Origin of the sequence: Flavicella marina (assembly GCF_009193215.1) — a bacterium.
Classification (GTDB): Bacteria; Bacteroidota; Bacteroidia; order Flavobacteriales; family Flavobacteriaceae; genus Flavicella; species Flavicella marina.
Map to the genome: position 1 here is coordinate 56,445 of NZ_VYVA01000003.1, position 24,061 is coordinate 80,505.

19 protein-coding genes are annotated in these 24,061 nt (G+C 35.1%); 9 read left to right on the top strand and 10 right to left on the bottom strand.

The genetic code is table 11. The features are described from left to right. Positions 1–30: 30 nt before the first annotated feature. The 6 genes from F6P99_RS07260 to F6P99_RS07285 all read left to right on the top strand — a co-directional run bounded on the left by F6P99_RS07260 (position 31) and on the right by F6P99_RS07285 (position 8,400). Positions 31–1,227: an argininosuccinate synthase gene (locus F6P99_RS07260; protein WP_152286809.1), complete on the top strand. Its 1,197-nt coding sequence runs from the start codon at positions 31–33 to the stop codon at positions 1,225–1,227. A gap of 56 nt (positions 1,228–1,283) precedes the next feature. After that, the gene (argC, locus tag F6P99_RS07265) at positions 1,284–2,261 is read left to right on the top strand and encodes an N-acetyl-gamma-glutamyl-phosphate reductase (protein WP_152286810.1); all 978 of its coding nucleotides are present in this window, start codon (positions 1,284–1,286) and stop codon (positions 2,259–2,261) included. A gap of 79 nt (positions 2,262–2,340) precedes the next feature. Then, positions 2,341–3,468, top strand: coding sequence for an aspartate aminotransferase family protein (locus tag F6P99_RS07270; protein WP_152286811.1), 1,128 nt, complete (start codon positions 2,341–2,343; stop codon positions 3,466–3,468). Positions 3,469–3,697: 229 nt separating this feature from the next. Further along, the gene (locus F6P99_RS07275) at positions 3,698–5,977 is read left to right on the top strand and encodes a beta-galactosidase (RefSeq protein ID WP_193316022.1); all 2,280 of its coding nucleotides are present in this window, start codon (positions 3,698–3,700) and stop codon (positions 5,975–5,977) included. A 6-nt stretch (positions 5,978–5,983) separates the two neighbouring features. Then, positions 5,984–7,519, top strand: a complete 1,536-nt coding sequence (locus F6P99_RS07280) for a sialate O-acetylesterase (protein ID WP_152286813.1) — start codon at positions 5,984–5,986, stop codon at positions 7,517–7,519. Next, on the top strand, positions 7,519–8,400 hold the full coding sequence (locus F6P99_RS07285; protein WP_193316023.1) for a sialate O-acetylesterase: 882 nt from the start codon (positions 7,519–7,521) through the stop codon (positions 8,398–8,400). The genes F6P99_RS07280 and F6P99_RS07285 overlap by 1 nt, the downstream gene beginning before the upstream one ends. Positions 8,401–8,402: 2 nt before the next feature. Here the strand turns inward: F6P99_RS07285 and F6P99_RS07290 are convergent, their stop codons facing one another. After that, positions 8,403–8,819, bottom strand: a complete 417-nt coding sequence (locus F6P99_RS07290) for a cupin domain-containing protein (protein ID WP_152286815.1) — start codon at positions 8,817–8,819, stop codon at positions 8,403–8,405. A gap of 100 nt (positions 8,820–8,919) precedes the next feature. On the opposite strand from F6P99_RS07290, the gene F6P99_RS07295 reads away from it, so the two are divergent. From F6P99_RS07295 to F6P99_RS07305, 3 genes are all read left to right on the top strand, one after another. Beyond that, a complete protein-coding gene (locus F6P99_RS07295) occupies positions 8,920–9,876 on the top strand; it encodes an N-acetylornithine carbamoyltransferase (RefSeq protein WP_152286816.1) in 957 nt (318 codons plus the stop codon). Positions 9,877–9,945: 69 nt separating this feature from the next. Beyond that, the gene (gene argB / locus F6P99_RS07300) at positions 9,946–10,722 is read left to right on the top strand and encodes an acetylglutamate kinase (RefSeq protein ID WP_152286817.1); all 777 of its coding nucleotides are present in this window, start codon (positions 9,946–9,948) and stop codon (positions 10,720–10,722) included. A gap of 105 nt (positions 10,723–10,827) precedes the next feature. Then, positions 10,828–11,889, top strand: coding sequence for a M20 family metallo-hydrolase (locus tag F6P99_RS07305; protein ID WP_193316024.1), 1,062 nt, complete (start codon positions 10,828–10,830; stop codon positions 11,887–11,889). 9 nt (positions 11,890–11,898) lie between these two features. On the opposite strand, the gene F6P99_RS07310 is transcribed toward F6P99_RS07305, so the two are convergent. From F6P99_RS07310 to F6P99_RS07350, 9 genes are all read right to left on the bottom strand, one after another. After that, on the bottom strand, positions 11,899–15,402 hold the full coding sequence (locus F6P99_RS07310) for a VPS10 domain-containing protein (RefSeq protein WP_152286819.1): 3,504 nt from the start codon (positions 15,400–15,402) through the stop codon (positions 11,899–11,901). Between the two features lie 53 nt (positions 15,403–15,455). After that, complete coding sequence (locus tag F6P99_RS07315; protein ID WP_152286820.1) at positions 15,456–16,823, bottom strand: family 43 glycosylhydrolase; 1,368 nt, start codon at positions 16,821–16,823, stop codon at positions 15,456–15,458. Between the two features lie 282 nt (positions 16,824–17,105). Then, positions 17,106–17,288: a sulfatase-like hydrolase/transferase gene (locus tag F6P99_RS13510; protein ID WP_317162577.1), complete on the bottom strand. Its 183-nt coding sequence runs from the start codon at positions 17,286–17,288 to the stop codon at positions 17,106–17,108. Between the two features lie 162 nt (positions 17,289–17,450). Next, the gene (locus F6P99_RS07325; protein ID WP_152286821.1) at positions 17,451–18,983 is read right to left on the bottom strand and encodes an alpha-L-fucosidase; all 1,533 of its coding nucleotides are present in this window, start codon (positions 18,981–18,983) and stop codon (positions 17,451–17,453) included. 49 nt (positions 18,984–19,032) lie between these two features. Then, positions 19,033–19,680 (bottom strand): L-rhamnose mutarotase, encoded by a 648-nt coding sequence (locus tag F6P99_RS07330; protein ID WP_152286822.1) that lies wholly within the window; start codon positions 19,678–19,680, stop codon positions 19,033–19,035. 10 nt (positions 19,681–19,690) lie between these two features. Beyond that, the gene (locus tag F6P99_RS07335) at positions 19,691–20,812 is read right to left on the bottom strand and encodes a glycoside hydrolase family protein (RefSeq protein ID WP_152286823.1); all 1,122 of its coding nucleotides are present in this window, start codon (positions 20,810–20,812) and stop codon (positions 19,691–19,693) included. 4 nt (positions 20,813–20,816) lie between these two features. Further along, positions 20,817–22,076, bottom strand: a complete 1,260-nt coding sequence (fucP, locus tag F6P99_RS07340) for an L-fucose:H+ symporter permease (protein ID WP_152286824.1) — start codon at positions 22,074–22,076, stop codon at positions 20,817–20,819. Positions 22,077–22,084: 8 nt separating this feature from the next. Next, entirely contained in the window at positions 22,085–23,101 is a 1,017-nt protein-coding gene (locus F6P99_RS07345; RefSeq protein ID WP_152286825.1) for a zinc-binding alcohol dehydrogenase family protein, read from the bottom strand. A 12-nt stretch (positions 23,102–23,113) separates the two neighbouring features. After that, complete coding sequence (locus tag F6P99_RS07350) at positions 23,114–24,058, bottom strand: aldo/keto reductase (RefSeq protein WP_152286826.1); 945 nt, start codon at positions 24,056–24,058, stop codon at positions 23,114–23,116. Between the last annotated feature and the right edge of the window lie 3 nt (positions 24,059–24,061).

The window sequence follows — 24,061 nt, forward strand, 5'->3', positions numbered from 1 at the left end:
CAGTGAAAACTGAAACAAAAAGAATATATCATGGATAAAGTAGTATTAGCTTACAGTGGAGGATTAGATACATCATACTGTGTGAAGTATTTGATCAACGAATTGAATTTAGAGGTACACGGTATTTTAGTAAACACCGGAGGTTTTAGTGAAGAAGAGTTAGAGGTAGTTGAGAAAAAAGCCTACGATATGGGGGTAACTTCTCATACGAATAAAAATATTTTGGAAGATTATTACGCCAAAGCAATCAAATACATGGTGTATGGAAATGTTTTAAAAAATAATACTTATCCTTTATCAGTAAGTGCAGAACGTGTTTTTCAATCTATTGAGGTAGTGAAATATGCCAAAAGCATTGGTGCAAAATATATCGCTCATGGTAGTACAGGAGCAGGGAATGATCAAGTTCGTTTTGATATGATCTTTCAAACAATTGCGCCAGAAATCGAAATTTTAACTCCTATTCGTGATTTGAAATTATCTCGTCAAGTAGAAATTGATTACTTGGTGAAACACGGAGTGGATATGAACTGGGAGAAATCTAAATATTCTATCAATAAAGGTATTTGGGGTACTTCTGTAGGTGGAGTTGAAACTTTAAAATCTAAAGAAGCATTGCCAGAATCAGCATATCCAAGTCAACTGAAAAGAAATGATGAAGAGGCGGTTACTTTAACCTTTGAAAAAGGACAGTTTGTTGGATTTAATGGAGTAAAAGATACACCTGTAAATAATATTTTAAAATTAGAGGCTATCGCTTCTGAGTTTGCAATTGGTAGAGATACACACGTTGGAGATACCATTGTGGGTATTAAAGGACGTGTAGGTTTTGAAGCTGCAGCAGCTACTGTAATTATCAAAGCTCACCATTTGTTAGAGAAACATACCTTGTCTAAGGCACAACAGTTAACAAAAGAGCCTTTGGCAAATACGTATGGAACCTATTTTCATGATGGTCAATATTTAGAGCCGTTGATGCGTAATATTGAGAAATTCTTAGAAGATTCTCAAAAAACAGTTACTGGTGATGTGTTTGTAACATTACGTCCATACCATTTTATGGTAACAGGTATTGATTCTGAGTTTGATTTAATGTCTTCAGGATTTGCGGATTATGGTGAAGAAAATAATGCTTGGAGCTCTGATGATGCAAAAGGATTTATTAAAATTTACGGAATGCAAAACAAGATTTTCTATCACGTAAATAAAGATTTATTAGACGCATAAATTAAGAACCCTGAGCTTGTCGAAGGGTTTTTCTATAATTGTCAAAAACGAAAAAAATGATAAAAGCAGGAATAGTTGGAGGAGCTGGTTATACAGCTGGTGAGTTGATTAGATTGATAAATAATCACTCTAAAGTTACATTAGATTTTGTTTACAGTACTTCAAATGCTGGTAACAAATTGTATGCGGTACATGCTGATTTGCTAGGTGATACAGAGCAAAGCTTTACAGATACTATCAATGCTGATGTAGATGTGTTGTTTTTGTGTTTGGGACATGGTAACTCTACTGCTTTCTTGCAAAATAATACGTTTTCTGATGCAACAAGAATCATTGATTTATCTAATGATTTTCGTTTGAATGCAGATGCTAATTTTGAAGGAAAAGATTTTGTCTACGGTTTGCCTGAAGTAAGTAAGGAAGAAATTAAAAAAGCAAATTATATTGCGAATCCTGGTTGTTTTGCGACTTGTATTCAATTTGGTTTGTTGCCTTTAGCAGCAGCTAAAAAATTAGGAAATGATATTCATATCAATGCTACTACAGGAGCAACTGGAGCTGGAGTTTCTCCTTCTGCGACATCTCATTTTCCATGGAGAGATAATAATTTCTCAGTATACAAACCTTTTACACATCAGCATTTAGGTGAAATAGGTGAAACATTAGAGGCTTTGCAAGGAGCAAAAACTGGTGAGCTATTGTTTATTCCGAATCGTGGTAACTTTAGTCGTGGAATTTTTGCTTCTATTTATACAAAATTTGAGGGTACTTTGGAAGAAGCGAAAGCATTGTATTCTGAATTTTACAAGGATGCACCTTTTGTACATATAACGGATGCTCCCGTAAATATGAAGCAGGTGGTAAATACAAACAAATGTGCTATTTCTTTGATCAAGCATGGAGATAATTTGTTGATTTACTCTGCTATAGATAATTTATTGAAAGGTGCTTCTGGACAGGCAATTCAAAATATGAACTTGATTTTTGGATACGAAGAAACGGAAGGATTGAATTTAAAAGGAACAGCGTTTTAATAGTGTCAAGTACAAAGTATCGAGTATCAAGATTTTGAGATACCTGATACCAAATACCTGATATCAAATACTAAAAAAAATGAAATTATTTGATGTATACCCATTATACGATGTAACCCCTGTGAAAGCTGAAGGTTGTTATGTTTGGGATGATAAAAACGAAAAATATTTAGATTTATACGGAGGGCATGGTGTAATTTCTATTGGTCATACCAATCCTCATTATAAAGGAATGATCGAAAAGCAATTGAGCAATATTGCTTTTTATTCGAACGCCATTCAAAACCCATTGCAACAAGAATTATCCAATAAATTAGGAGAGTTGTCTGGTTGTGGTGAGGAGTATGAATTGTTTTTGTGTTCAACAGGAGCTGAAGCAAATGAGAATGCAATTAAAGTAGCATCGTTTTATAATAAAAAATCGAGAGTAATTGCTTTTAAAAATGGGTTCCATGGTAGAACTTCTGCTGCGGTATCTGTAACGGATAATAAAAAAATTATTGCTCCAGTAAATGCTCATAATCCCGTAACAATTTTGCCGTTAAATGATATTGAAGCGGTAAAGAATGAGATTGAAAAAGGAGATGTAACGGCTGTTATTGTAGAGCCTATTCAAGGAGTTGGTGGTTTAGATGAGCCAACAACAGCATTTTTAAAAGCGGTTAGAAAAGTAACAGAAGAAAATAATGTTTGCTTGATTTTAGATGAAGTTCAATCTGGTTACGGAAGATCAGGTAAATTTTTCGCACACCAATTACATGACGTAAAAGCAGATATTATTCCTATGGCAAAAGGAATGGGGAACGGTTTTCCTATTGGTGGAGTATTGATTGCAAAACATATCGAATCTTGGTATGGAATGCTAGGAACTACTTTTGGAGGTTCTCATTTAGCATGTGCAGCTGGGATTGCAGTTTTAGATGTGATTAAAAAAGACAACCTTATAGAGAATGTAAAAGAAATCAATGCATATTTCAAAGAACAAGTAAAATCATTAAAAGGCGTAAAGCAAGTCAAAGGTCAAGGATTGATGTTAGGTCTAGAATTTGATTTTGAAGTAGGTGAATTACGCAAAAAATTAATTTACGACGAAAACATATTTACAGGAGGTGCGATGAATAAAAATTTATTGAGAATATTACCTCCTTTAAATGTTACAAAGGAAGATATAGACGTGTTTATAAGCGCTCTCAAGAAACTTTTGTAGTTGGTGAAATTTACAAAAAAAAAGCCTCATTCATTTTTTGAATGGGGCTTTTTCGCTTTATATATGCGTAAGTACTCATTAGTATTACTCGATTGCACTTGATTTATAGAGTTATAAACTGAGTCGTATAAATCATGAACTGAGAGCAACAAAAATCTCTTTGAAAATGATGTTCTTCGTAGAGAACACAATTATTAAATAGAAACTAATGATACGTAAAAAACTTTTTTTGAAACGCATAGTATTGGCACTAACAGTCATAATTGGCTTTTCAATGCATGCCCAAAATTTAGAAAAAGAAGCCAAAGCTGAAATAAAAGCACTTGAGAAATTAATCAAAAAAGCAGAAAAAAAAGGTATTGATGTTCTTAAAGAAAAAACAACTATTCGAACAGCCGAGGTATTTTTAGAATTTGCCAATTGGGATGAAAAAAATGTAGCAATCAATGAAGAAGCATTTTCAAAAGTAGCTTCGTACAAAAAGGATGCTCATAAAATGAGTTTGGAATTGCCAGATTTTGAGAGGCAAGATGTAATATTGATGCTTAAAGAAGCTAATTCTTATTTAAAATTACTTTTAAAGAAAGAAGTGTTTAGAAAAGATAGTCCAAAAGTTGATTGGAAAAAAGCAAAAGTAGAAGAAGATCAAATAACCTATAATGGGAGACCTGTTTTTCTAGCGGATTATACATGGAAACCTAAAACTAAAAAATTAACCGAATATCATGGAGATCAAGATGGGTTTTTTCTTACACCCTCTTATGTGATTAACGAAAAAGGTGATTTTTCTCCTCGAAAAAAAACAGAATTAGAAAGCAAAGGAGAGGGATCTTTAGGATTTATTTTTATGAATCATAAAGGGGTGCCAAACTGGGCAGAACAAAAGTATGGACCAGGATTTTCGATGAGAGAAGATACCTATACTGCATATGATATTGATAATCCAGGTGCTCGAGAAATACAAGAAAAATTATTGGCAGCAGTGGTGCCTTATACAGCAGGAAAACAATATTCTGGACTGGGGTATATGTTGTGTAACGAACCTCATTTTTATACATACAATGATAAGAAAAAAGGAAAATTACCATGGGCTTCAGGTGGAGTATCTCATTATACAATCGAGAAGTTTAAGGTTTGGTTGAGCGAAAAACATACTTCAATCGAAGATCTAAATAAGGCTTGGGGAACGAGTTTTAAAAGTTTTGATTCAGTTCGAATCGAGATACCTATTGATATTAGTCTTAAAGGATCTGCTATGTGGTATGATTGGTCTGTGTTTAATATGAATAGAGTTACAGAGTGGTATAAGTTTTTGAAAGAAGAAATTCAAAAGTATGATGCGGAGGCAAAGGTGCATTTAAAAATAATGCCAAATTTATGGACTGAAAATCAAAGAGTTCATGGAATAGATTTAGAGGCTTTGACGGATTTAAGCGGAATTATAGGAAATGATTCAGGGGCAGAACACAAAAGAATATGGCAAAAGCAACCTTATGAATGGGAAGCACATTATAGCTTTGGTTGGAGAGAATTGTGTATGGGCTACGATTTTATGAAATCTGTAAGTCCAAATAAAATCAACTTTAATTCAGAATTGCATTATCTGTCTACGAATCGATCAAGAGATTTGTATCAAGACCCCAAATATGCAAGAGCTGCTTTTTGGTTGGCGCATAGTTATGGAATGACAGCGAGTCAGATTTGGTATTGGCCAAGAAAAGAAGATGGTTCTATTAATGCGAAAAAAGACTTGAAAGGGTATGCTGGGTCTAACAATCAACAGCCACGACTTACTAATGAAGTTGCAATGACATTGATTGATTTGAACGCATATGGAGAAGAGATAATGGCAATGCAACGTCAAAGAAAACCAATTCGTCTGTTCTATTCTAAAACATCCGCAATTAATAAAACACATCATATGGACGACTTATTTGAGTTGTATGAAACATTGCATTTTGAAGGAACTCCACTTGGATTTGTAACAGAGAATATTCTGAAAACTCAGAAAAAGTCAAATTGGGATATTGTGATGGTGTACGATACTGAATTTGTTACAAAAGATGAGTTGAGTGCATTGCAGAATTACTTAGATAATGGTGGTGTTGTTTATGTAGATTCTAAAAGTTTAAAAAAGGATGAGTATGGAAATTCCTTGCCAAAATTATCACAGAGCAAAGGACAGTTGTTGGTTTTAGAAACACCAGAAATTTACAGAAAAGAAGGACTGGAGTTGTTAGAGAGATTAGGTAGTTTATCGAAACTAGAATTGCGTGAAAAAAAATCATTAGGAACAAAAACTTGTATTTGGAAAGTTGTCGAAAATGCAAAAGGTAATCAAGTTTTATCTGTTGTAAATGTCGGAAAAGAAAATGCAACAATAAGTGTTGCAATGAAGGATGGTCAAGAAGTAGTATGTAAAGATTTATTGAAAGGCATTCAAGTGACTTCTAATCCTACTTTAAAACCAAACGAAGTGTATTTCGTTGAGGTATTGGTGAAAAAATAATTTGTTATGAAAAATATTGTTTTTTTATGTTTGAGTCTGTTCAGTTTTTGGCACAATTCACAAGCTCAAAATTTTGATAAAGATGTTCAAATTGTTTTGTTAGCTGGCCAATCTAATATGGCGGGAGGAGGAAATTACGAGAATCTTACCGATGAAGATTATCAAAGAATTGAAAATGTGCAAGACAGGGTTTCAGTGATTTTTAATGGTTCGAAACCTTATCCATTGTCTTATTACAAAAACAAACCAGGAAAGAAATACAATTTCACAAAACGATTCGGTCCAGAGTTGTTTATTGGCGTGACTCTAGCAGAAAAGTATCCGGATAAAAATTTTTTGTTGATCAAACGATCTCAGGGGGGTACAGCTTTGTATGGAGCTTGGAATCCGAATTGGAGTTCAGAGAAAGCAAAGGAAGTAGAAAAAGGAGATTACAAACAAAACTTGAAATTGTATGAACTGCATATTGCTGATATTCTTAAGGGAATTCAGCAGTTAGAACAAGAAAATAAAAGTTGTCAAATCATTGGTTTTGGTTGGATGCAAGGTGAAAACGATGCAGCCTATGAAGTTTCTGCCAAGAGTTATAGAAAAAATCTTAAAAATTTAAAGGCAAGTTACCAACGCGATTTAAATCTAAACGAATTGCCTGCTGTGTATGGTCAAATAAATTCGAGATATGGAGAATTCGACGGTGGACCAGATATGGTAAGAATGGCTATTGCGAAAACTGCAAACTCCGATTATAGTTCGTCTTATATTCCAACAACGAAAGACCTTTCTTGGTCTGATTACCCGAAACATAGTGATAATGTGCATTACAATGCAGAAGGACAAAAACGATTAGGAGTTGTATTTGCAGAGAAACTAATTCGTTTGAACGAGAAGCTTTATGGTGATTTTTTTAAAGATGTATCTCAGCTTATCCCAGGTGAAACGGTGAAATTTCGAGCAGAAGGTACAACGAATATGGTGTATCATGTTTATGTACCAAAAAAAGTGAAGCCCACTAAAAGAAAGGCGATGATTATTGCCTTTAGTCCTGCCGGTGATGGTGAAAGATTTCTTGAGTCTTTAAAAAAGGTTGCTGATGAAAATAAGGTGTTGTTGGTCGGATGTGATAAATTAAAAAATGGTATGATAGACCAAGAATTGGAACGCCTAATGGAAGATGAAGTTTTGGCAGCGATTTTCAAAAATATTCCTCACAAAGCATCGAAAGTTTATTTGGCTGGTTTTTCAGGAGGAGCTATGCGCTCTTATCAATTGACAACCCGAATTGATCAAAATATTGCAGGGATAATCGCCTATGGAGGTTGGCTTGGTGGGGATGCGTATCAAGATAAAACATACCAAAAAGACTTAAAAGTTGCAATGGTCAATGGAATTGATGATACAGGAGCGAACAAATGGAAAGATAAAGATGCCGAAACGTTGATAAAATTTAATGCAGAAATAAAAGAATTTAGTTTTTCTGGCGGTCATCAAGTGGCTCCAGAAGAAGTAAACGCAAAGGTTTTTAAATGGATATTAAAAAAATAATGATGAAAAAAAATGTATTCGTTGTTGCTTCGTTGTTTTTGCTTCTAACAAAAATACATGCACAAGACACCATACATGTTGTGTTGTTGGCAGGGCAGTCAAATATGGCGGGGCATGGAGATTACGACCAACTTGATGAAAAAACCAAAAAAAGATTTGAGACCATAAAAGGGAGAGTTGTTCTGAGTGTTTCTGAAAATCCGAAAATTAAAGCACAACCTATCGCACCAAAAAATGGCAAGCCATCAGAGAAGTATAATTTTACAAAGCATTTTGGTCCTGAAATATTTATTGCCTTGACATTAGCTGAGGCACATCCTACTCAAAAATATTTATTTATAAAAAAAGCAGTTGGAGGCACTTCTTTGTATGGTGCTTGGAGTGCTGATTATTCCAAAGAAAAAGCAGTGTTTTCCGAACGAGGAAAAGAAAGGCAAACGATGCAACTGTATGCTGCCCATCAAAATCAGATTCATCAAGAACTAAAGAAATTAGATGACAAAGGAATTCCCTATAAAATAATAGGAATGGCATGGATGCAAGGAGAAGCAGATACAAATAAACCAGAAACGGCAAATGCTTATCAAGAAAATTTGGAGTTGTTGATTCAAGGATATCGAAAAGAATTTAAAACCTTAGATATGCCTTTTGTGTTCGGGCAAGTAAATCCTTTGCCAAGAAAATTTAAAGAAGGACCAATGTTAGTTCGAAAAGCTATGGAAAAAGTTGCTCAAAATGACAGTCGATGCGAATTGGTAAAAACAAAACCTAAAGATCCCTGGTTAGATTATCCGAAACATTCAGATAACTTGCATTATAATCATATTGGTCAAGAGCGGCTAGGTACAGATTTAGGTGAAGTTTTGTTACGCTTACAGTAGAATTACTCTTCTTTAAGCACGGTAATAGGTACACCTTCTGTGCCAGCATATACCACAATAATTTCTGCCGCAATCGTACCATTGTTTATTCCGTAATGGTAAGCGTTCACCAGTTCTATCAAAGCATCACCGGCTTTCATTTCAAGGGTGTTTCCTAATTCATCATGAACAGTCAATTCACCCGTTAGTAGCACTCCTGCATTAATTACTAGATGTTTGTGTACATGTAATTTGGTTTTTGGTGGAATGGTGATTTTTAAAATCGTCACTTTAGGGGTGCCTTCAGCATAAGCAGGCAAAGCAGCTCCATTCCAACTTACGTTAGATTCTGCCAATTTTTCTACTTTTATCTCTGTGTCATAGCTTTTACCACAAGACAAACAAAACAATAGGGCACTAAAATAAAGAAGAGATTTCATGTCGATTTTTTTACAAATGTAAAAATACTTAATGGATTACTGATAGTGAAATTCATTTCTAAATTCCGTATTTTTGGGCCTTATAATAATTTAGAAGTCCATGAAACATTACATGTCTATTCACGATTTACCTAGTATCAAGGATACGGTAATAGAAGCAATCGAATTAAAGAAAAATCCTTTACAATTTCAAGATTTAGGTAAAAACAAAACAATTGGTTTGTTGTTCTTTAATAACAGTTTGCGTACCCGTTTGAGTACTCAAAAAGCTGCGCTGAATTTAGGGATGGAACCTATCGTAATGAATTTTGGTGCTGAAGGTTGGCAGTTGGAATACGAAGATGGTACTATAATGGATCAAGGGAAGTCTGAACATATCAAAGAAGCGGCTCAAGTGATTTCTCAATATTGTGATGTAATTGCGATCCGTGCTTTTGCAGGATTAGAAGACAAAGAAAAAGATGAAGCTGAAGAAGTGTTAGAAAGTTTTAAAAAATATGCTACTGTGCCTATTTTAAATATGGAGTCGTCTGTTGGACATCCTTTACAGGCGTTGGCAGATGCGATTACCATTGAGGAGCACAAGCCAGAAAAAAAGAAATTAAAAGTAGTGCTTTCTTGGGCACCACATCCTCGAGCTTTGCCACATGCCGTAGGTAATTCTTTTGCAGAAATGGCTTTGGCGCACGAAGATGATTTTGAGGTGGTAATTACGCATCCGAAAGGGTATGAGTTAAATCTTGAGAAAACGAAAGGAGCAACGATTGAATATGATCAGAAAAAAGCATTCGAAGGAGCCGATTTTATTTATACAAAAAACTGGTCATCATACAACGATTATGGAAAGGTAGCTTGTACAGATGTATCTTGGATGATATCTGCCGATAAAATGGAAGTTACAGACAATGCAAAATTTATGCACTGTTTACCCGTGAGAAGAAATGTAGTTGTAGCCGACGAGGTAATCGATTCAGAAAATTCTATCGTGATCAAGCAAGCGAATAATAGAACCTATTCTGCACAAATTGTTTTGAAAAAAATCTTAGAAAATCTTTAGATTATTGAATGTATGCGGATGTGAGCTTGTCAAAGTATCGTAATCCGGTTTACTCTAGAATGAAAACAAATGGAAAAATTAACAATAGTAAAAGTTGGTGGTAACGTTATAAACAACCCAGAAGCTTTAGAAAGTTTTTTAACAGATTTTTCAGCACTTGAAGGGAACAAAATCTTGGTACATGGTGGTGGAAAACGAGCTACGCAGTTGGCTGCTGATTTAGGTCTTGAAGCTACGATGATCAATGGTCGAAGAGTAACAGATAAAACAACCTTAGAAATAGTAACTATGGTCTATGCTGGTTTGCTCAATAAAAATATCGCTGCTACATTGCAAGCCAAAGGGTGTAACGCACTTGGTTTGTCTGGAGCAGATGGAAATTCAATTCAAGCGCATAAACGTAAAGTTGTTGATGTTGATTATGGTTTTGCAGGGGATGTTGATGGCATCAACGCAAAAAATATAGCTACATTTATCGAAGGAGGAATGACACCTGTTTTCTGTGCGATTACGCACGATGGGAATGGTCAATTGTTAAATACAAACGCAGATACTATCGCTAGTACGATTGCTGTTGGAATGTCTGAATTGTATGAGGTATCCTTAATTTATACCTTCGAAAAAAATGGGGTGTTGACTTCTGTTGATGATGATGATTCTGTAATTACGGCAATCGATTCTGAAAAATATGCTGAGCTAAAAGAGAACGGAATTATTGCAGACGGAATGTTGCCTAAAATGGAAAACTGTTTCAACGCCTTATCAAAAGGAGTAAAAGAAGTAGTTATAGGAAACCCTACGGTAGTAGTAAACAAAGAACAATTATTTACAACACTTACCTTGTAAACAAATTTGTACACGGAGCTTGTTGAAGTGAACGCAATAACATAGCATCTCATTTCTAGTGCCGAAATAGGCGCAGAAATATATTGCAATAATAGAAATATAATTATGCTAGAAAAATTACAAAACGAAGCCCTGGAGCTTTTGCAATTGTTAATTCAAACACAATCTTTTTCGAAAGAAGAGGATAGCACTGCTATCATTTTGTTAGATTGGCTTGAAGAAAGAGGTGTGGCTGTGAAGAGAGATTTAAATAATATATGGGCAGTCAACAAACATTTTGATGAATCAAAACCAACTGTTTTGTTGAACTCTCATCATGATACTGTAAAACCAAATGCTGCGTATACGAGAGATCCGTTTGAAGCAAAAATTGAAGATGGAAAACTATTTGGTTTGGGTTCTAATGATGCCGGTGGGTGTTTGGTAGGTTTGATTGCTGCATTTCTATATTTCTACGAAAAAGAAAATTTAAAATACAATTTCATTTTAGCGGCAACTGCTGAAGAAGAAATTTCAGGTGAAAACGGAATTGCATATATGCAACCACTTTTACCAAAAATTGATTTTGCGATTGTAGGTGAACCTACTTTATTAGATTTGGCGATTGCCGAGAAAGGACTGGTAGTTTTTGATGGAAAAGTTACAGGTACTCCTGGTCATGCAGCACATATTCCAAACGACCAAAATCCGATTTATAAAGCATTGAAAGATTTGAGTTGGTTCAATTCATTTGAATTTCCAAAAATATCTGAATCTTTAGGAAAGGTAAAGATGACGGTTTCTCAAATAAACTCAGGGAAACAACACAATGTGGTTCCATCAGAATTAAATTTTGTTGTGGATTGTAGAGTTACAGATGCGTATTCTAATCAAGAAATAGCTGAGATCATCAAAGAAAATACAGCATGTGAAGTGACTCCAAGATCGTTGCGATTAAATTCTTCTCGTATCGATCCGAACCACGAATTTGTAAAAGCGGGTATTGCCTTAGGGAAAAAAACATATGGTTCTCCAACGCTTTCAGATCAATGTAGGTTGACCTGCCAGTCGGTTAAATTAGGTCCTGGAGATTCTTTACGTTCACATTCTGCAGATGAGTTTATTTATGTGCAAGAGGTAAAGGATGGTGTGGCGTTTTATATCTCGATTTTGTCAGAAATCGTATGATGCACGTTCTTAATTGATAATTATTTTTTTGGTTTCATCGAAATCTGGACCGTTCACTTTCAAGATGTAAATTCCGGGTTCGATATTAGAAATGTCGATAGAGGTTTTATCAATTAATAAAGTGTTTTTTTGTAGAATCAATTGACCTGAAAGTTGATAGATTGAAATTTGAACTTTTTTTTTAACAGGGAGTGTTGTTGTTAAATAGAGTAGTTCTGAGCTTGGAATGGGCTCTACTGTAAATGTGTTGGTTAAATTCACTTCTTTAAAAAAGATACCTTGGCAGTCATTTTCAGTTTTTACCTCAAGTTTGTTTTTTCCTTGAACTAGCTCTAGGGTTATTTCATTAGTTGTGCTCTGTAGTTGTGTGTCGTTGAAATAGATATTGTACAAATCACTTCCCGAGAGTTCCAATTTGATAGATTTGTTGTCATTCAACATGATAGAGTTCACAATTAATGGACTACCACCTCCAATATTGATAATGAATTTTTGTTTAAAACCAATAGTTTCGGGTTGTGTAATGATTAGTTCATATACACCAGAATTCAAGTTTTCAATCAATAACGTTTCTGTAAAAGAAATTGTTTGTTCATAGGCTGTACCTAAGATACGAATATCAAAGTTTTGATTCGATTTTGAAGTAATACTAAGACGTCCATTCTGCTCTCCAGGGCAGCTAACGTCAATTGTTTTTATAGTGAAATTGTCATTTTTAACTGGCATGTTTTTGAATACCGCAATGCTGTAATCAGTAAATCGCCCCTCTGCAACTGAAGCCCAAATCTTGGTTGTTCCTTTGCTTATTTGTTTTACATTTCCATATTGATCTACAGTGGCAACACTTGGATTTTCGGAATGCCATGAAATGGTTTCATTCGTATATGCATCATTAATTATTTCTGCTCTGAGCTGAGTGTTACTAGTGATTTTTGTTTCGGATAGTTTTACGACTTGTATCTTTTTTCCATCATTTATAGTTCCCTTATAAAAACCTGTTCCAATAGTTCCAATCCAAATTTTACTTGCATCATGAATGTCAAATTTTAAGTCTTCAATATGTTGAGGAATCACAATATTTGTATTGCTTTTATTCCATGTTTTACCTCTATCTCGGCTGATATAAACACCAGGGTTTTTTGATAAATAGCGCAAGGTAATTGCGATCAAATTATGGTCAAAAGGTGAGATATCTATGTGTTCGACTCGAGGATACGAAAATACTTGTGTCCAATTTTCTCCAAAATCATCTGTATACCAAACGCCATTTCCTCCACCTCTAAATCCTGTAGTGATATACATTCGATTCGTTGGGTCGATTCTAATTTTACGTATTCCTTCAACCGAAGTAGGAGTATTTATTTTTTTCCAATGCAAACCTCTATCTTTAGAATGGTACAAACCTCCTTCGGTAAGTGGTGAGTGGTAGTTAAAACTATATTTTTCTGCAGCGGCGAATAATGACGCACGAGTAATGTCTCTAGGGTCAAATTGTATGTCTATAATTCTACAGGGGCTTGGCAAACCATCATTACTTTGATGAAATGTTTTTCCTCCATCTGTAGACCTAAAAAAACCTCCCTCATTAGCTCTTTCTTTTTTGCCAATCTGTGTAATTCCATGATACATATAATTGTTATCTATTGGGTCAATAGTTAATGCATTCGTGTAAAAATCATCAGCCCAAGTATCTGTACCTGGAGTTGCAACACCATGTTTGAACCAGTTTTCACCTGCATCATCACTTCTATAGATGTATTGTTTTTCGGCTTGTCTAGAAGAGGTAGTGTAAACGATGTTTTCGTTGTAAGGGTCAAAAGCTATTGTTGAAATCGTTTCTACCGAATTCATAATGTTTTTTATGGCTTGTCTTTCATCAAGGCTATCGTCAGTCGTTATCCAAAGGCGGTGTTCACCTGAGCCTAAATAGGTTTGTGGTAGTCTCTTGTCTTGTGCAATTACGTGCGCAGGTAAATCACTATTTCCTCTGCCTAAAAAGGCACCAGAGGGTGTGAAGTCTGAATCGGCTTGTTCCCATGTTTTACCATAATCTTTGCTAAGTGAAGTGGTATGCTCAGATAACATCATAACGCTTCCATCAACTCCTACATCTAATCCTCGCGTTCCTCGAAGTGCATAATTGTCCCCCCATTGTACATGGTGAGACTCTATTCCAATTTCCATGTTTTGTTTCCATGGGTTTCCTCTTTCTTCCCAATAATCTTTGTCAATTTCCCAAACATGCGTGTTCAATCTCGCTGTATTTGTCCAATTGATACCACCATCATTTGTCGTCCATAACCTACCAGGAATAATAGAGTTATTTGTGTGTGTTGAAGGGAGTCCTACATATAATGCACCTTCTCGAGTAGGATCGGATGCGAGTTGATCCATGGGCTGCAAAGCTTTTGTAGGCAGTTTAGGGTACGTGTTTTTTGCTTGTGCTTCAGTAATGCCAAACCATTTTGCGATATATCGGTAATAATAGTTGGGAACACTTCCTTTCAATCGATTCAAATCTAGGTATATATTTCCGTTGCTATTACTCCATGTAAGTCCTTCGTCTTTAGATTGAAATATTCCACCGGTACATTTGGTTGTTTGACCATCTGCTACGTATTGAACCTGATCGATAATGTATAAAATAAATGTTTCACTTGCAGAATCATAGTAATAATCTAAGTCCATGATAATATTGTTGTCTATTTTTCCTGAACTAATATTGATCCAATTATCACCTCCGTTTGTAGATTTGTATACACCATGTGTAGTTGCTGCGAAAACAATATTTGAATTCTTAGGATGTATTTTGATAGGACCTATTTGAGCTTCAGCATTTATGTCAGAACCGACATCTATCCAACTTTGACCTCCGTTTTTTGTTCTCCATAGTTTTCCTTTATTCCTCACGTTTGTTTCGAAAGGTTGGGTAAGTGTGGGATTTTTGAAGCATGAGAATGAAACATCTCCTCTTACAAATTTTCCTCCTCCCACAAACCAAATATTTTTATTGCTAGGGTCGATACCTAAACCACCGACTTTACTATGCCATGAGGATCTATCAAGACCATCAGCTTGTGGTTCATACCATGGACAGTTTTTTACTGGTTGCCATGATTTTCCGGTATCTTCAGATTTAAACATTAGTGACCCGCAGATGGATATTCCAAAATCTGGATCATCGGTGGCATAGACCAAATCACGTTGACGTTCAAAATTTCCATTACCATCGTGGTCGGTAATACTTGTCCATCTTTTTCCATTGTCTGTTGAAAGGTAAGAACACCACATGTCTCCCATAAACGTAACATGTCCTGGTATTGTTGGGTGGTAACGCAAAGTGTTCGACATTCCTCCATTTCCTGGAGAAACCATTTGCCAAATAATAGAGTCGTCAGACTCTACCCTTTCACTGTACAAATCATTGATGTTTATTTGTCCATGAGAATGGATCGTAAAAAAGATACATACTTGTAGGAAGAATAGTTTTGATAAGTTATAACTTTTAAACATGTGATTTTTTTTTTTGAAAAAATGATTGATAATTTATTCCGTATAAAATCTGCTTATTTTTTTTTAGAAAACAGCAGCCAGTCTATTTCTAAATCATTTTCTTTTTCAGATTTAAAGACGCAAACAATATTTACAACACCTTTAGGTTTGTGTTTTATTTTAGTTTGAATATTTTTCCATTTACCTCCGGTATTGTCAATTTTTACATTGGCAATTAGTTTGCCTTTTATAGTATTTTCCCATACTTCAATAGTTCCTGTGCGGCCAGAGTTTGCTATTTGAAGTTTGATAAATTTGATTTTTGTATCAAAGTTGACAGAATTGAATTGTACCCAACTGTCTGGTTTTGTTTTTGTCACTTTCCATTCAGGAACTCCAACCCCTTTAATAAAATCAACTTTCGCATCGTGGATTCTAGAATAGCGATCGATCTGAATCGTATCGGTTGCAGATAGCAAACCTACACCTCTTAATGTGGGTGTAACTTTTTGAATGGATCCGTCAGTATTGAAAAATAGACTGTCTACGCATACCGACCTTAGGTTACCAGCTTTTGAAATGTCATTATGATGGTAAAACATATACCATTGTTTTTTGTATTGAACGATGGAGTGATGATTGGTCCAACAATCTTTAAAACGATCCATTAGTGTTCCTTTGTATTCAAATGGTCCAAGGGGTGATTTAGAAATTGCATAACCGATTTCTTCAGTACTTTTTTTAGTATCAAGATTGTGCGGGAATGTTAGGTAATAGACTTCATTTCTTTTAAATACAAATGGTCCTTCTTTATATTCTTGAGGTAAGTCTTTGATACTAACAATTTCTCCTTGGATAGATTTCATGTCTGCTGAAAGCTTTACAACTTTCAAAGAGTTTCCTTTTCCTCCTCCCCAATACATGTAGGCTTGACCATCGTCATCTATAAATGGATTTGGGTCAATTCCTTTTAGTCCTTTTATATAATTAGGTTCAATTGAAAAAGGTCCTTCGGGTTGTGTGGCTGTGGCAAGACCTATTTGACGAAATCCACTTTTATCTTCAGGAGTATTAGGGAAATAATAATAATACATGCCGTTTTTATAGGTGATGCAGGGTGCCCACATTCCATAACCAACTTTATTTCCCCAAGGCACATCTTTTTGCGCAACGATAACTCCGTGATCTGTGAAATTCACAAGGTCGCTAGTTGAAAAAGCATGATAATCAGTCATTACATGACCATGCCCTTCTTTTACAGCTCCTAATTTTTCCCATTCTTTATCCCAAGGCACATCATGAGAAGGGTAAATGAATAGTTTTCCATTGTATACGCGGGCAGTTGGATCTGCAGTGTATATATGTTTGATAATAGGATTTTGGGATATTGCTTTAATTGATAGGCTTATGCATATTAAAATAATCAAGCTTGATTTTTTCATGATGAAAGTTTTTAATAAAATTAGTAGGATAGTTTGATAGCAGCAGCAACAAATGTTTTTTTTAGGATAACAGACATTTGAAATAAATTTAACTTTCGGATTGGTATTTATAAAAATAATCATGTGTTGTACCGATGCCTCCATCACCATTTCCAAGCCACTCACAAAAACCTCTTTCCATTGGTCTATATGGATAATTTACCCTAAGGCGCCATTTTCCAAATAGAGCAGTATGATACCCTACTTTCTTAAAAATATCAGCAATGGTAGTCTCAGATTTTCTTAAGTAATTTCCTCGTCAGAGGTACGCCATACACCTACATGATGGGGATATTTTCCGGTCATGAGTGCAGAACGAGTTGGTGCACAAGTCGGATCTACATGAAAATCAGTAAATCGAACAGATTCAGTATGTAGTTTGTCAATATTGGTAGTTTGAATATAAGGGTTTCCATGACAGCTTATATCTCCATAACCGTGTTCATTGTAAGTGTTAAAATCACGTTCGACTTTGTTTTATTTTGAGATGTTGCATCAAAGAAAGAAACGATCGTCAAAACCATTAGGAATAGTTTTGATGATCGTTTTATGAAAATATGAAATATGAGATTTAGATAAAACATCGCATTATTTAGTGATTTTAAATACCCAAGCACTAGGTAGTTCAATGCCTTTTGGCAATATAATGGTTGTTCCGTCTTCTGATTGTTCGAATGTAATATTTACATCAGAACCTAATAGTTGAATTGTTTTTATTTTGATTTTCGAGTCGGTAAGATATTTTATTTGAATGTCTTCTGTAGGTGTTTTTAGCACGGTTGCATACAAAGCATTGTTATTTGTTGTAAATCGAATATCTTTTTGAGTAAAGCCTTTGTTTTTGCCTTCAGATAGGTGACCTGTTTCTGTTTTTGTAGGACCTTCTCCGTAAATATCATAGTATTTAGAACCATAAACAGCCTCTGCATTGATTTTTAGCCAAGCACCAATATCTAATAAAGTTTTCTTTTGATCATCAGGAATGATTCCATCTTTTCTAGGTCCAATGTTTAATAGTAAACATCCGTTTTTACTAACGATGTCTACTAAATCGGCAACAATACTTTCAGCAGATTTAGGTTGCCAATCTTTTACGTAATACCAAGAGTTTTTTCCAATAGAAGTGTCTGTTTGCCAGTAAGAAGGTCTCAAAGAATCCATTTTACTACGCTCTAGATCTAGCATATGAGTTCCGGGTTTGTACGATTCGTAACCTAGGTTTTTCGTTTGCAATACCACGTTTTTATTTCGTTTTAGCCCTGAGTTATAATAATAAGCAGCTAATTTTTTATGATAAGGAGCGAACTCCGGTCTGTCTAAATAAAAATCAAACCAAAATACATCTGGTTGGTATTGGTCAATAATTTCTTTGGTTCTTGGCCACCAAGTATTAGCCAACCATTCCTTACTTGCAGGTGTGTATGCTTCATGTTGAGGAGCGTAAAGAGCGGCATATTTTGAATCTCCTGTGTCAAAGTAGTCTTGCTGATTGTAGAAATTCCAATTAAATGCCAAATGTGAACTTGCTCCAAAAATCAATCCTTGTTTTTTTATTTCCAAAGCGAGTTCTTTAAATACATCACGTTTTGGTCCCATGTCAACAGCGTTGTAGGGTGTGATTGACGACTCATAAATAGCATAACCATCATGGTGCTCTGCAACAGGGATTACATATTGGGCACCTGCCTCTTTAAATAAGCTTACCCATTCTTGAGGGTTGAAATTTTCCATAGTCCACATTGGAATAATATCCTTATATCCAACTTTATTGTGGTCTCCAAATTTTTTAATGTGATGTGTAAATGCTGGATGCGGATCAGAACCAACAACCTTGCCTGTGATATGATCTATTTGACCTTTGTCCTGGTACATCCATCTAGCGTACCAATCAGAATGCAACTCGGCAACCGAATGTGGTCCCCAGTGAATAAAAATTCCAAATTTTGCATCTTTCATCCATTGCGGGATTTCATAATGCTGTAGACTTTTCCAGTTTTCTTGGTATTCAAAATCGTCTTTCTGTTTTTCTTCTTTTTTTGTATTACAGGATACTAGGGTTGCTATAAAAAGGATTGTAAATAACCTTGTAATGTTTTTTGTTGTTTCTTGTATATTATGCATGATAGAAAAATTCTTATTTTCAGGATGTTTTTTATGGTTGTCTTTGTAATTAGATGGAAAACAGGTCTTTCCATTTTTCTTGAATAGAACTATTGGGATCTGTTTTCTGAAATTTAGCTACATATTTTTGCCATTCTTCTTCTCTAGGAAGACTTTGCCATTTGGGACCTATTTCATCTAAATTAAAATCAGGTTTGGTGTCCATGATCAAAATAGCTCTGTTTTGATGCAGGTATATTTCCATATCTTTTACCCCAATAGATTTCATGTTAGCGGTAATTTCTGGCCATGCCATACCAATGGAGTGAACTCTTTTGTATTCTTCAATTAATGAAGGTTCCAGTAAAAGTGTCCACACAAAACGTTTGAATGGAAGAACTGTTTCTTTTAATTGTCCCTCACAAGGAGAAAATAGGTCTTTTTGATCTAATTCATAGATTCTTTCTAAAGCCTCATCAGGATTTGGGAAAACATTGTCAACCTCATGAAATCCCTCTGTTTTGCAAATAATATTGAAAATATTTTTAGAGTTGAAATCAACAGGAGCATCAATGATTAAAAAGTAATTGCTTTCTATTTGGAAGCTTTGAAACTCAAGATTGTTGTTGTCCTTTTTCAAATTTTGAAAAAAAGGAATCAGTCCGGAGTTTTTGGCTGTGAAATAGTAAGTAAACCTTTTATTTTTTTTTTGTTCCATAAAGCAATAATTATTTAAAGTTACCCGCTTTTATTGGGATTTGTACATTCCATGAATGCAAAACACCTTTAGTGTCTGTTGTGTCTGCGGCGCAAAATAGAGCGACGGGCTTGCCATTTTCAGAATATATTTGTGGTCGTTCTAAGTGCTTTAATTTTAGTAGACTTCCATCTTTCCATTGAATTTCTAATTTAGAAACCAATGGGTTTTTAGATAAATTCCAATCAAATCCATCGTGGGATTCAAACAAAACCAAAGCTTGACCTGCATCTGTAAAAGCGCCATGCATATCTTTAACAATGGCTCTGTATTTTCCATCCTGATACCAAATGTAGGGGTCTTCTGCAGGGAAATCTGTTCCTTTGGCTTGAAAAACTTGAATATTATGTTTTTTAAATGGACCCGTTGGACTGTCGGATGTAGCAACACAATGCACAACAGGACCTCCATATATTTTCTTTACTTTTTTTCCAACAGCCTTATAAACCATTAAATAGCCACCATCAGGTCTTTTGGTGATAGAAGGATTGTTAGCCAACATCGCATCAAGTGCATCTTCATCCTCACTTGCATCAATCAATGGAGTATCTAAACGCTTCCAAGGACCATTGGGATCATCAGCAACTGCAACTCCAATTCTTTGATTGTTTCTATGTGTCCAATTGTATTTAATTTTTCCAGGTACGCATGGATTTACACCATCTCCAGTGTTTCCCATATAGTATAAGTAATATTTACCATCAAATTTATGTACTGTTGGATTGTGCGTACATAACCCATCCCAATAATGAGCACCACGAACTGGAAAAACCACATTTTTGTAGGTAAAAGGACCAAAAGGAGAATTCGAAACAGCATGCGCAATTTCAGAATGTGTTACCCAGGCCCAACCTAAATCTTTTTTCCAACGTGAATAAAACATGTGATAGAGTCCATCTTCACCTTTTATTGCAGAACCTCCCCAAACCGTGATGTCATCCTTGTCTGTGAATATTGATTGTTCTGAAACTTGACCTAGTATAATTTTAAAATTTTCAACCGCTTTGTTTTGTTTTTTGGGAGCACAAGAATTTAGAATTATCAAAAAGCCTACAAGGGGTAGCTGTATGAATCGAGTTGATTGAATTTTCATATAATTAAGCTTTAATAGTAACTCTATGACCTTTAATTGCAAAAAATAGAAGGTATACATAGCAGATTAATGGAATGATAAAAGAGAATTTAATTCCGACTTCATCAGAAATATATCCCATTAAAGGAGGGATGATTGCACCACCAACAATTCCTAATAAGAATACCGAAGATCCTGTTTTAGTATATTCTTTTAAGTCTTTCATGCTCAAACTAAATATAATCGGGTAAACGATAGAAGTAAAAAGACCGACTAATGACAAACATGCTAACGAGAAATAACCATTACTTCCAATAGCGATAGAGACCATGACAAATGCGCCGATGCTACAGAAAGCTAAAACATGCTGCGGTTTAAATCTGTTTAAAATATATACTCCAACCAATCTTCCTAGCAAAACAAGTCCCATAAAGGCAGTTATGAATTGTGCAGACTTTTGTTCTGTTAGTTCAGGTATTTCAAACCATTTAGCATATCTTATAATGAAACTTACAATTCCAACTTCAGCTCCCACATAAAAAAATTCAGCTCCTACACCGTATAAGGTATGTTTGAATTTTAAAATATCAAGTAGGCGTTTTTTATCACCGCCCTCTTCTTCTTTAATTTTTGGAAGTTTTATAAAAACAACTACCAATGCGATGACCACTAATATTCCAGAAAGAATTAAATAAGGAGATTTAACCAATGCAGCTTCATCTGTTAAAAAAACTTCTAGTTCACTAGGAGAAAACGCATCAATTGTTTCTTGTGGAATGTCTACTTCATGTAAAAAAAGCACAGATGCTAGTACCGGAGCAATGGTTGCACCAACAGAGCCAATTGCAGCTGCCATACTTAATCGACTTGAGGCTCCTTCTGGGTTTCCGAGTTTCGTAATATATGGAGAGGCAGTAACTTCTAGTACGGCAAAACCGGCTGCCATAATGAACAATGCGAGCAAGAAAAATGAATAAATTCTTGTTTCAGCAGCGGGAAAAAATAAAAACGCCCCAATGGCCGATATCAATAAACCGGCAATCATTCCTTTTCTATATCCTTGTTTTTGTATGTACCAACCAGCTGGTAAAGCCATTACAAAATATGCACCAAAAAATGCTGACTGAACTAAAGAAGATTGAAAATCTGTTAATTGACATGCTCTTTTTAAATGAGGTATTAATACGTCATTAATATTTCGGCTTAGATTCCAAAAAAACATCAATGTCATTACAATGATTAAAGGAACTATAAACTGTGCGTTGTTATTTTTTGTTGTGCTCATAAAGGGGGTTATAATTCAATAATGGCTTTTATTAAGTTTTTTTTATCGTATAATTTTACAAATTCAGTGGTCACAGTATCAAAACTCATTCTATGAGTGATAAAAGAAGAAGCGTCAATTTTACCAGCTTCTATCAGTCGAATAATTCTTCCAAAATCAGAACCCATAGCTGCCCTACTAGCTTTAAGCGTCAATTCTTTTTTATGAAATGCAGGGTCGTTAAAAGTTACATCCCCCATAAAAAGACCAATAAATACAATCGTTCCTCCAGCTGCTGCATATTTGAATGTATTCATCATAGAGGTTGGGTTGCCTGTAGCATCCAAAATAACAGTTGGCAAATCACCATTTAGTAGCGTGCTTAATTCTTTTTCTACATCTCCTAAGGCATTAATAGTATCTTTTACCTTAGTGATTTTTTTACATTGTTCTAGTTTTGAATCATCAATATCCATTGCAATTACTCTAGCTCCTTTCAATTGTGTAAATTGAATGGTTCCAAGTCCAATAGGACCTGCGCCGATAACTAACACGATATCGTTTTCATTTATATCAGCTCTATCCACTGCATGACAACCAATAGCAAGCGGTTCTATCATGGCTAATTGATCGTCACTTAACGAGTTTGTTGGATGTAGAAATTTTTCAGGATACACAAAATATTCTTGCATCCCGCCGTCAACATGCACACCTAAAACTTGTAAATTTTCACCACAATTGGTTTTACCTCTTTTTACTGCTTGTCCGATGATATCATTATAATAGGGTTCAACAGAACATCTATCGCCTACTTTTACTTTGGTAACATCAGATGCGATTGCAACAACTTCTACGGCTAATTCGTGACCTAAAATTCTAGGGTAATTAAAAAAAGGCTGTTGTCCTTTATAGGCATGTAAATCTGTTCCACAGACTCCAATTTTATTTACTTTTAACAATACCTGACCATTTTCCAATTGAGAATTAGGTTGTTCTTTTTCTAGCATATGCCATTCACCAGGCTTCTTTAAACTAATTGCTTTCATGGACTTTGCTTTTTATATGATGGCGTTTGTTATTCTGTCAAAAATTTCTTCGCTCAATTTTCCTTGCTTCCAATCGGCTATAGTTGCCTTTATTTGAGCAGGCGTTCTAGCTCCCATCACAACACGGTCCGCCTCTTTTATTGAAAAAAGATAACGTTGCGCTAAGGTAGCCAAAGGCATGTTTATTTCTGTTGCAATGTTGTTCACAGCAGTTGCGTTTTTTACATCATTTTCTGTAATCCATTCTCCATCGACACCTTCATCTAGGTATTTTTGAAATCGATTTCCTAACAACGAAAAATGCAAAGCAGATGCCGCATAATAGGCTATCCCTTCTTTAGAAAATTGTTGAATATCTCCGTTAAAGACACTTAAATTGCAAGCGTTCATTTTTAGAAAACCAGAAACGACATCAAAATTTTCTTTGGTTATATAGGGTTTGAAATCTTCGGATGGATTTCCGCCTACTCCAATTCGATCAATCAAACCTTGTGCTTTAAAACTTTTTAAAGTATTTAAGACTTCATCAATTTTATCTAAAGGTACCAATTGTGGTTCGTGTAAAAACAGAAGATCAATTTTAGAAATATTTAGAGTGTTTAAACTATTCTCTAAACTCCTTTGCATTCCATCAGGACTGTAATCAAGTTTGGTGTCAAAAGCATCTGCACCTTTCAAGCGCCCTATTTTAGTGCTTACAAAAGGTTTCGCTCCAGTCCATTGATTTAAAGCTTTGCCAAGATAATTTTCCGCTTCCCCGTAAGATGGAGCAGTGTCAAATACGCTGATCCCATTTTCTAAAGCATAGAGTAAAGCTTCAATAGAATCTGATTCTTTTACAGCTCCCCATACGCCTCCTAGTCCTGAGGTTCCGTAAACCAATCGACTTTTATTATTAAAATAAGGACTGATGCTTGAATCCCCTTGGATATAGGTTGGTTTTGTATCGATTTTCATTGT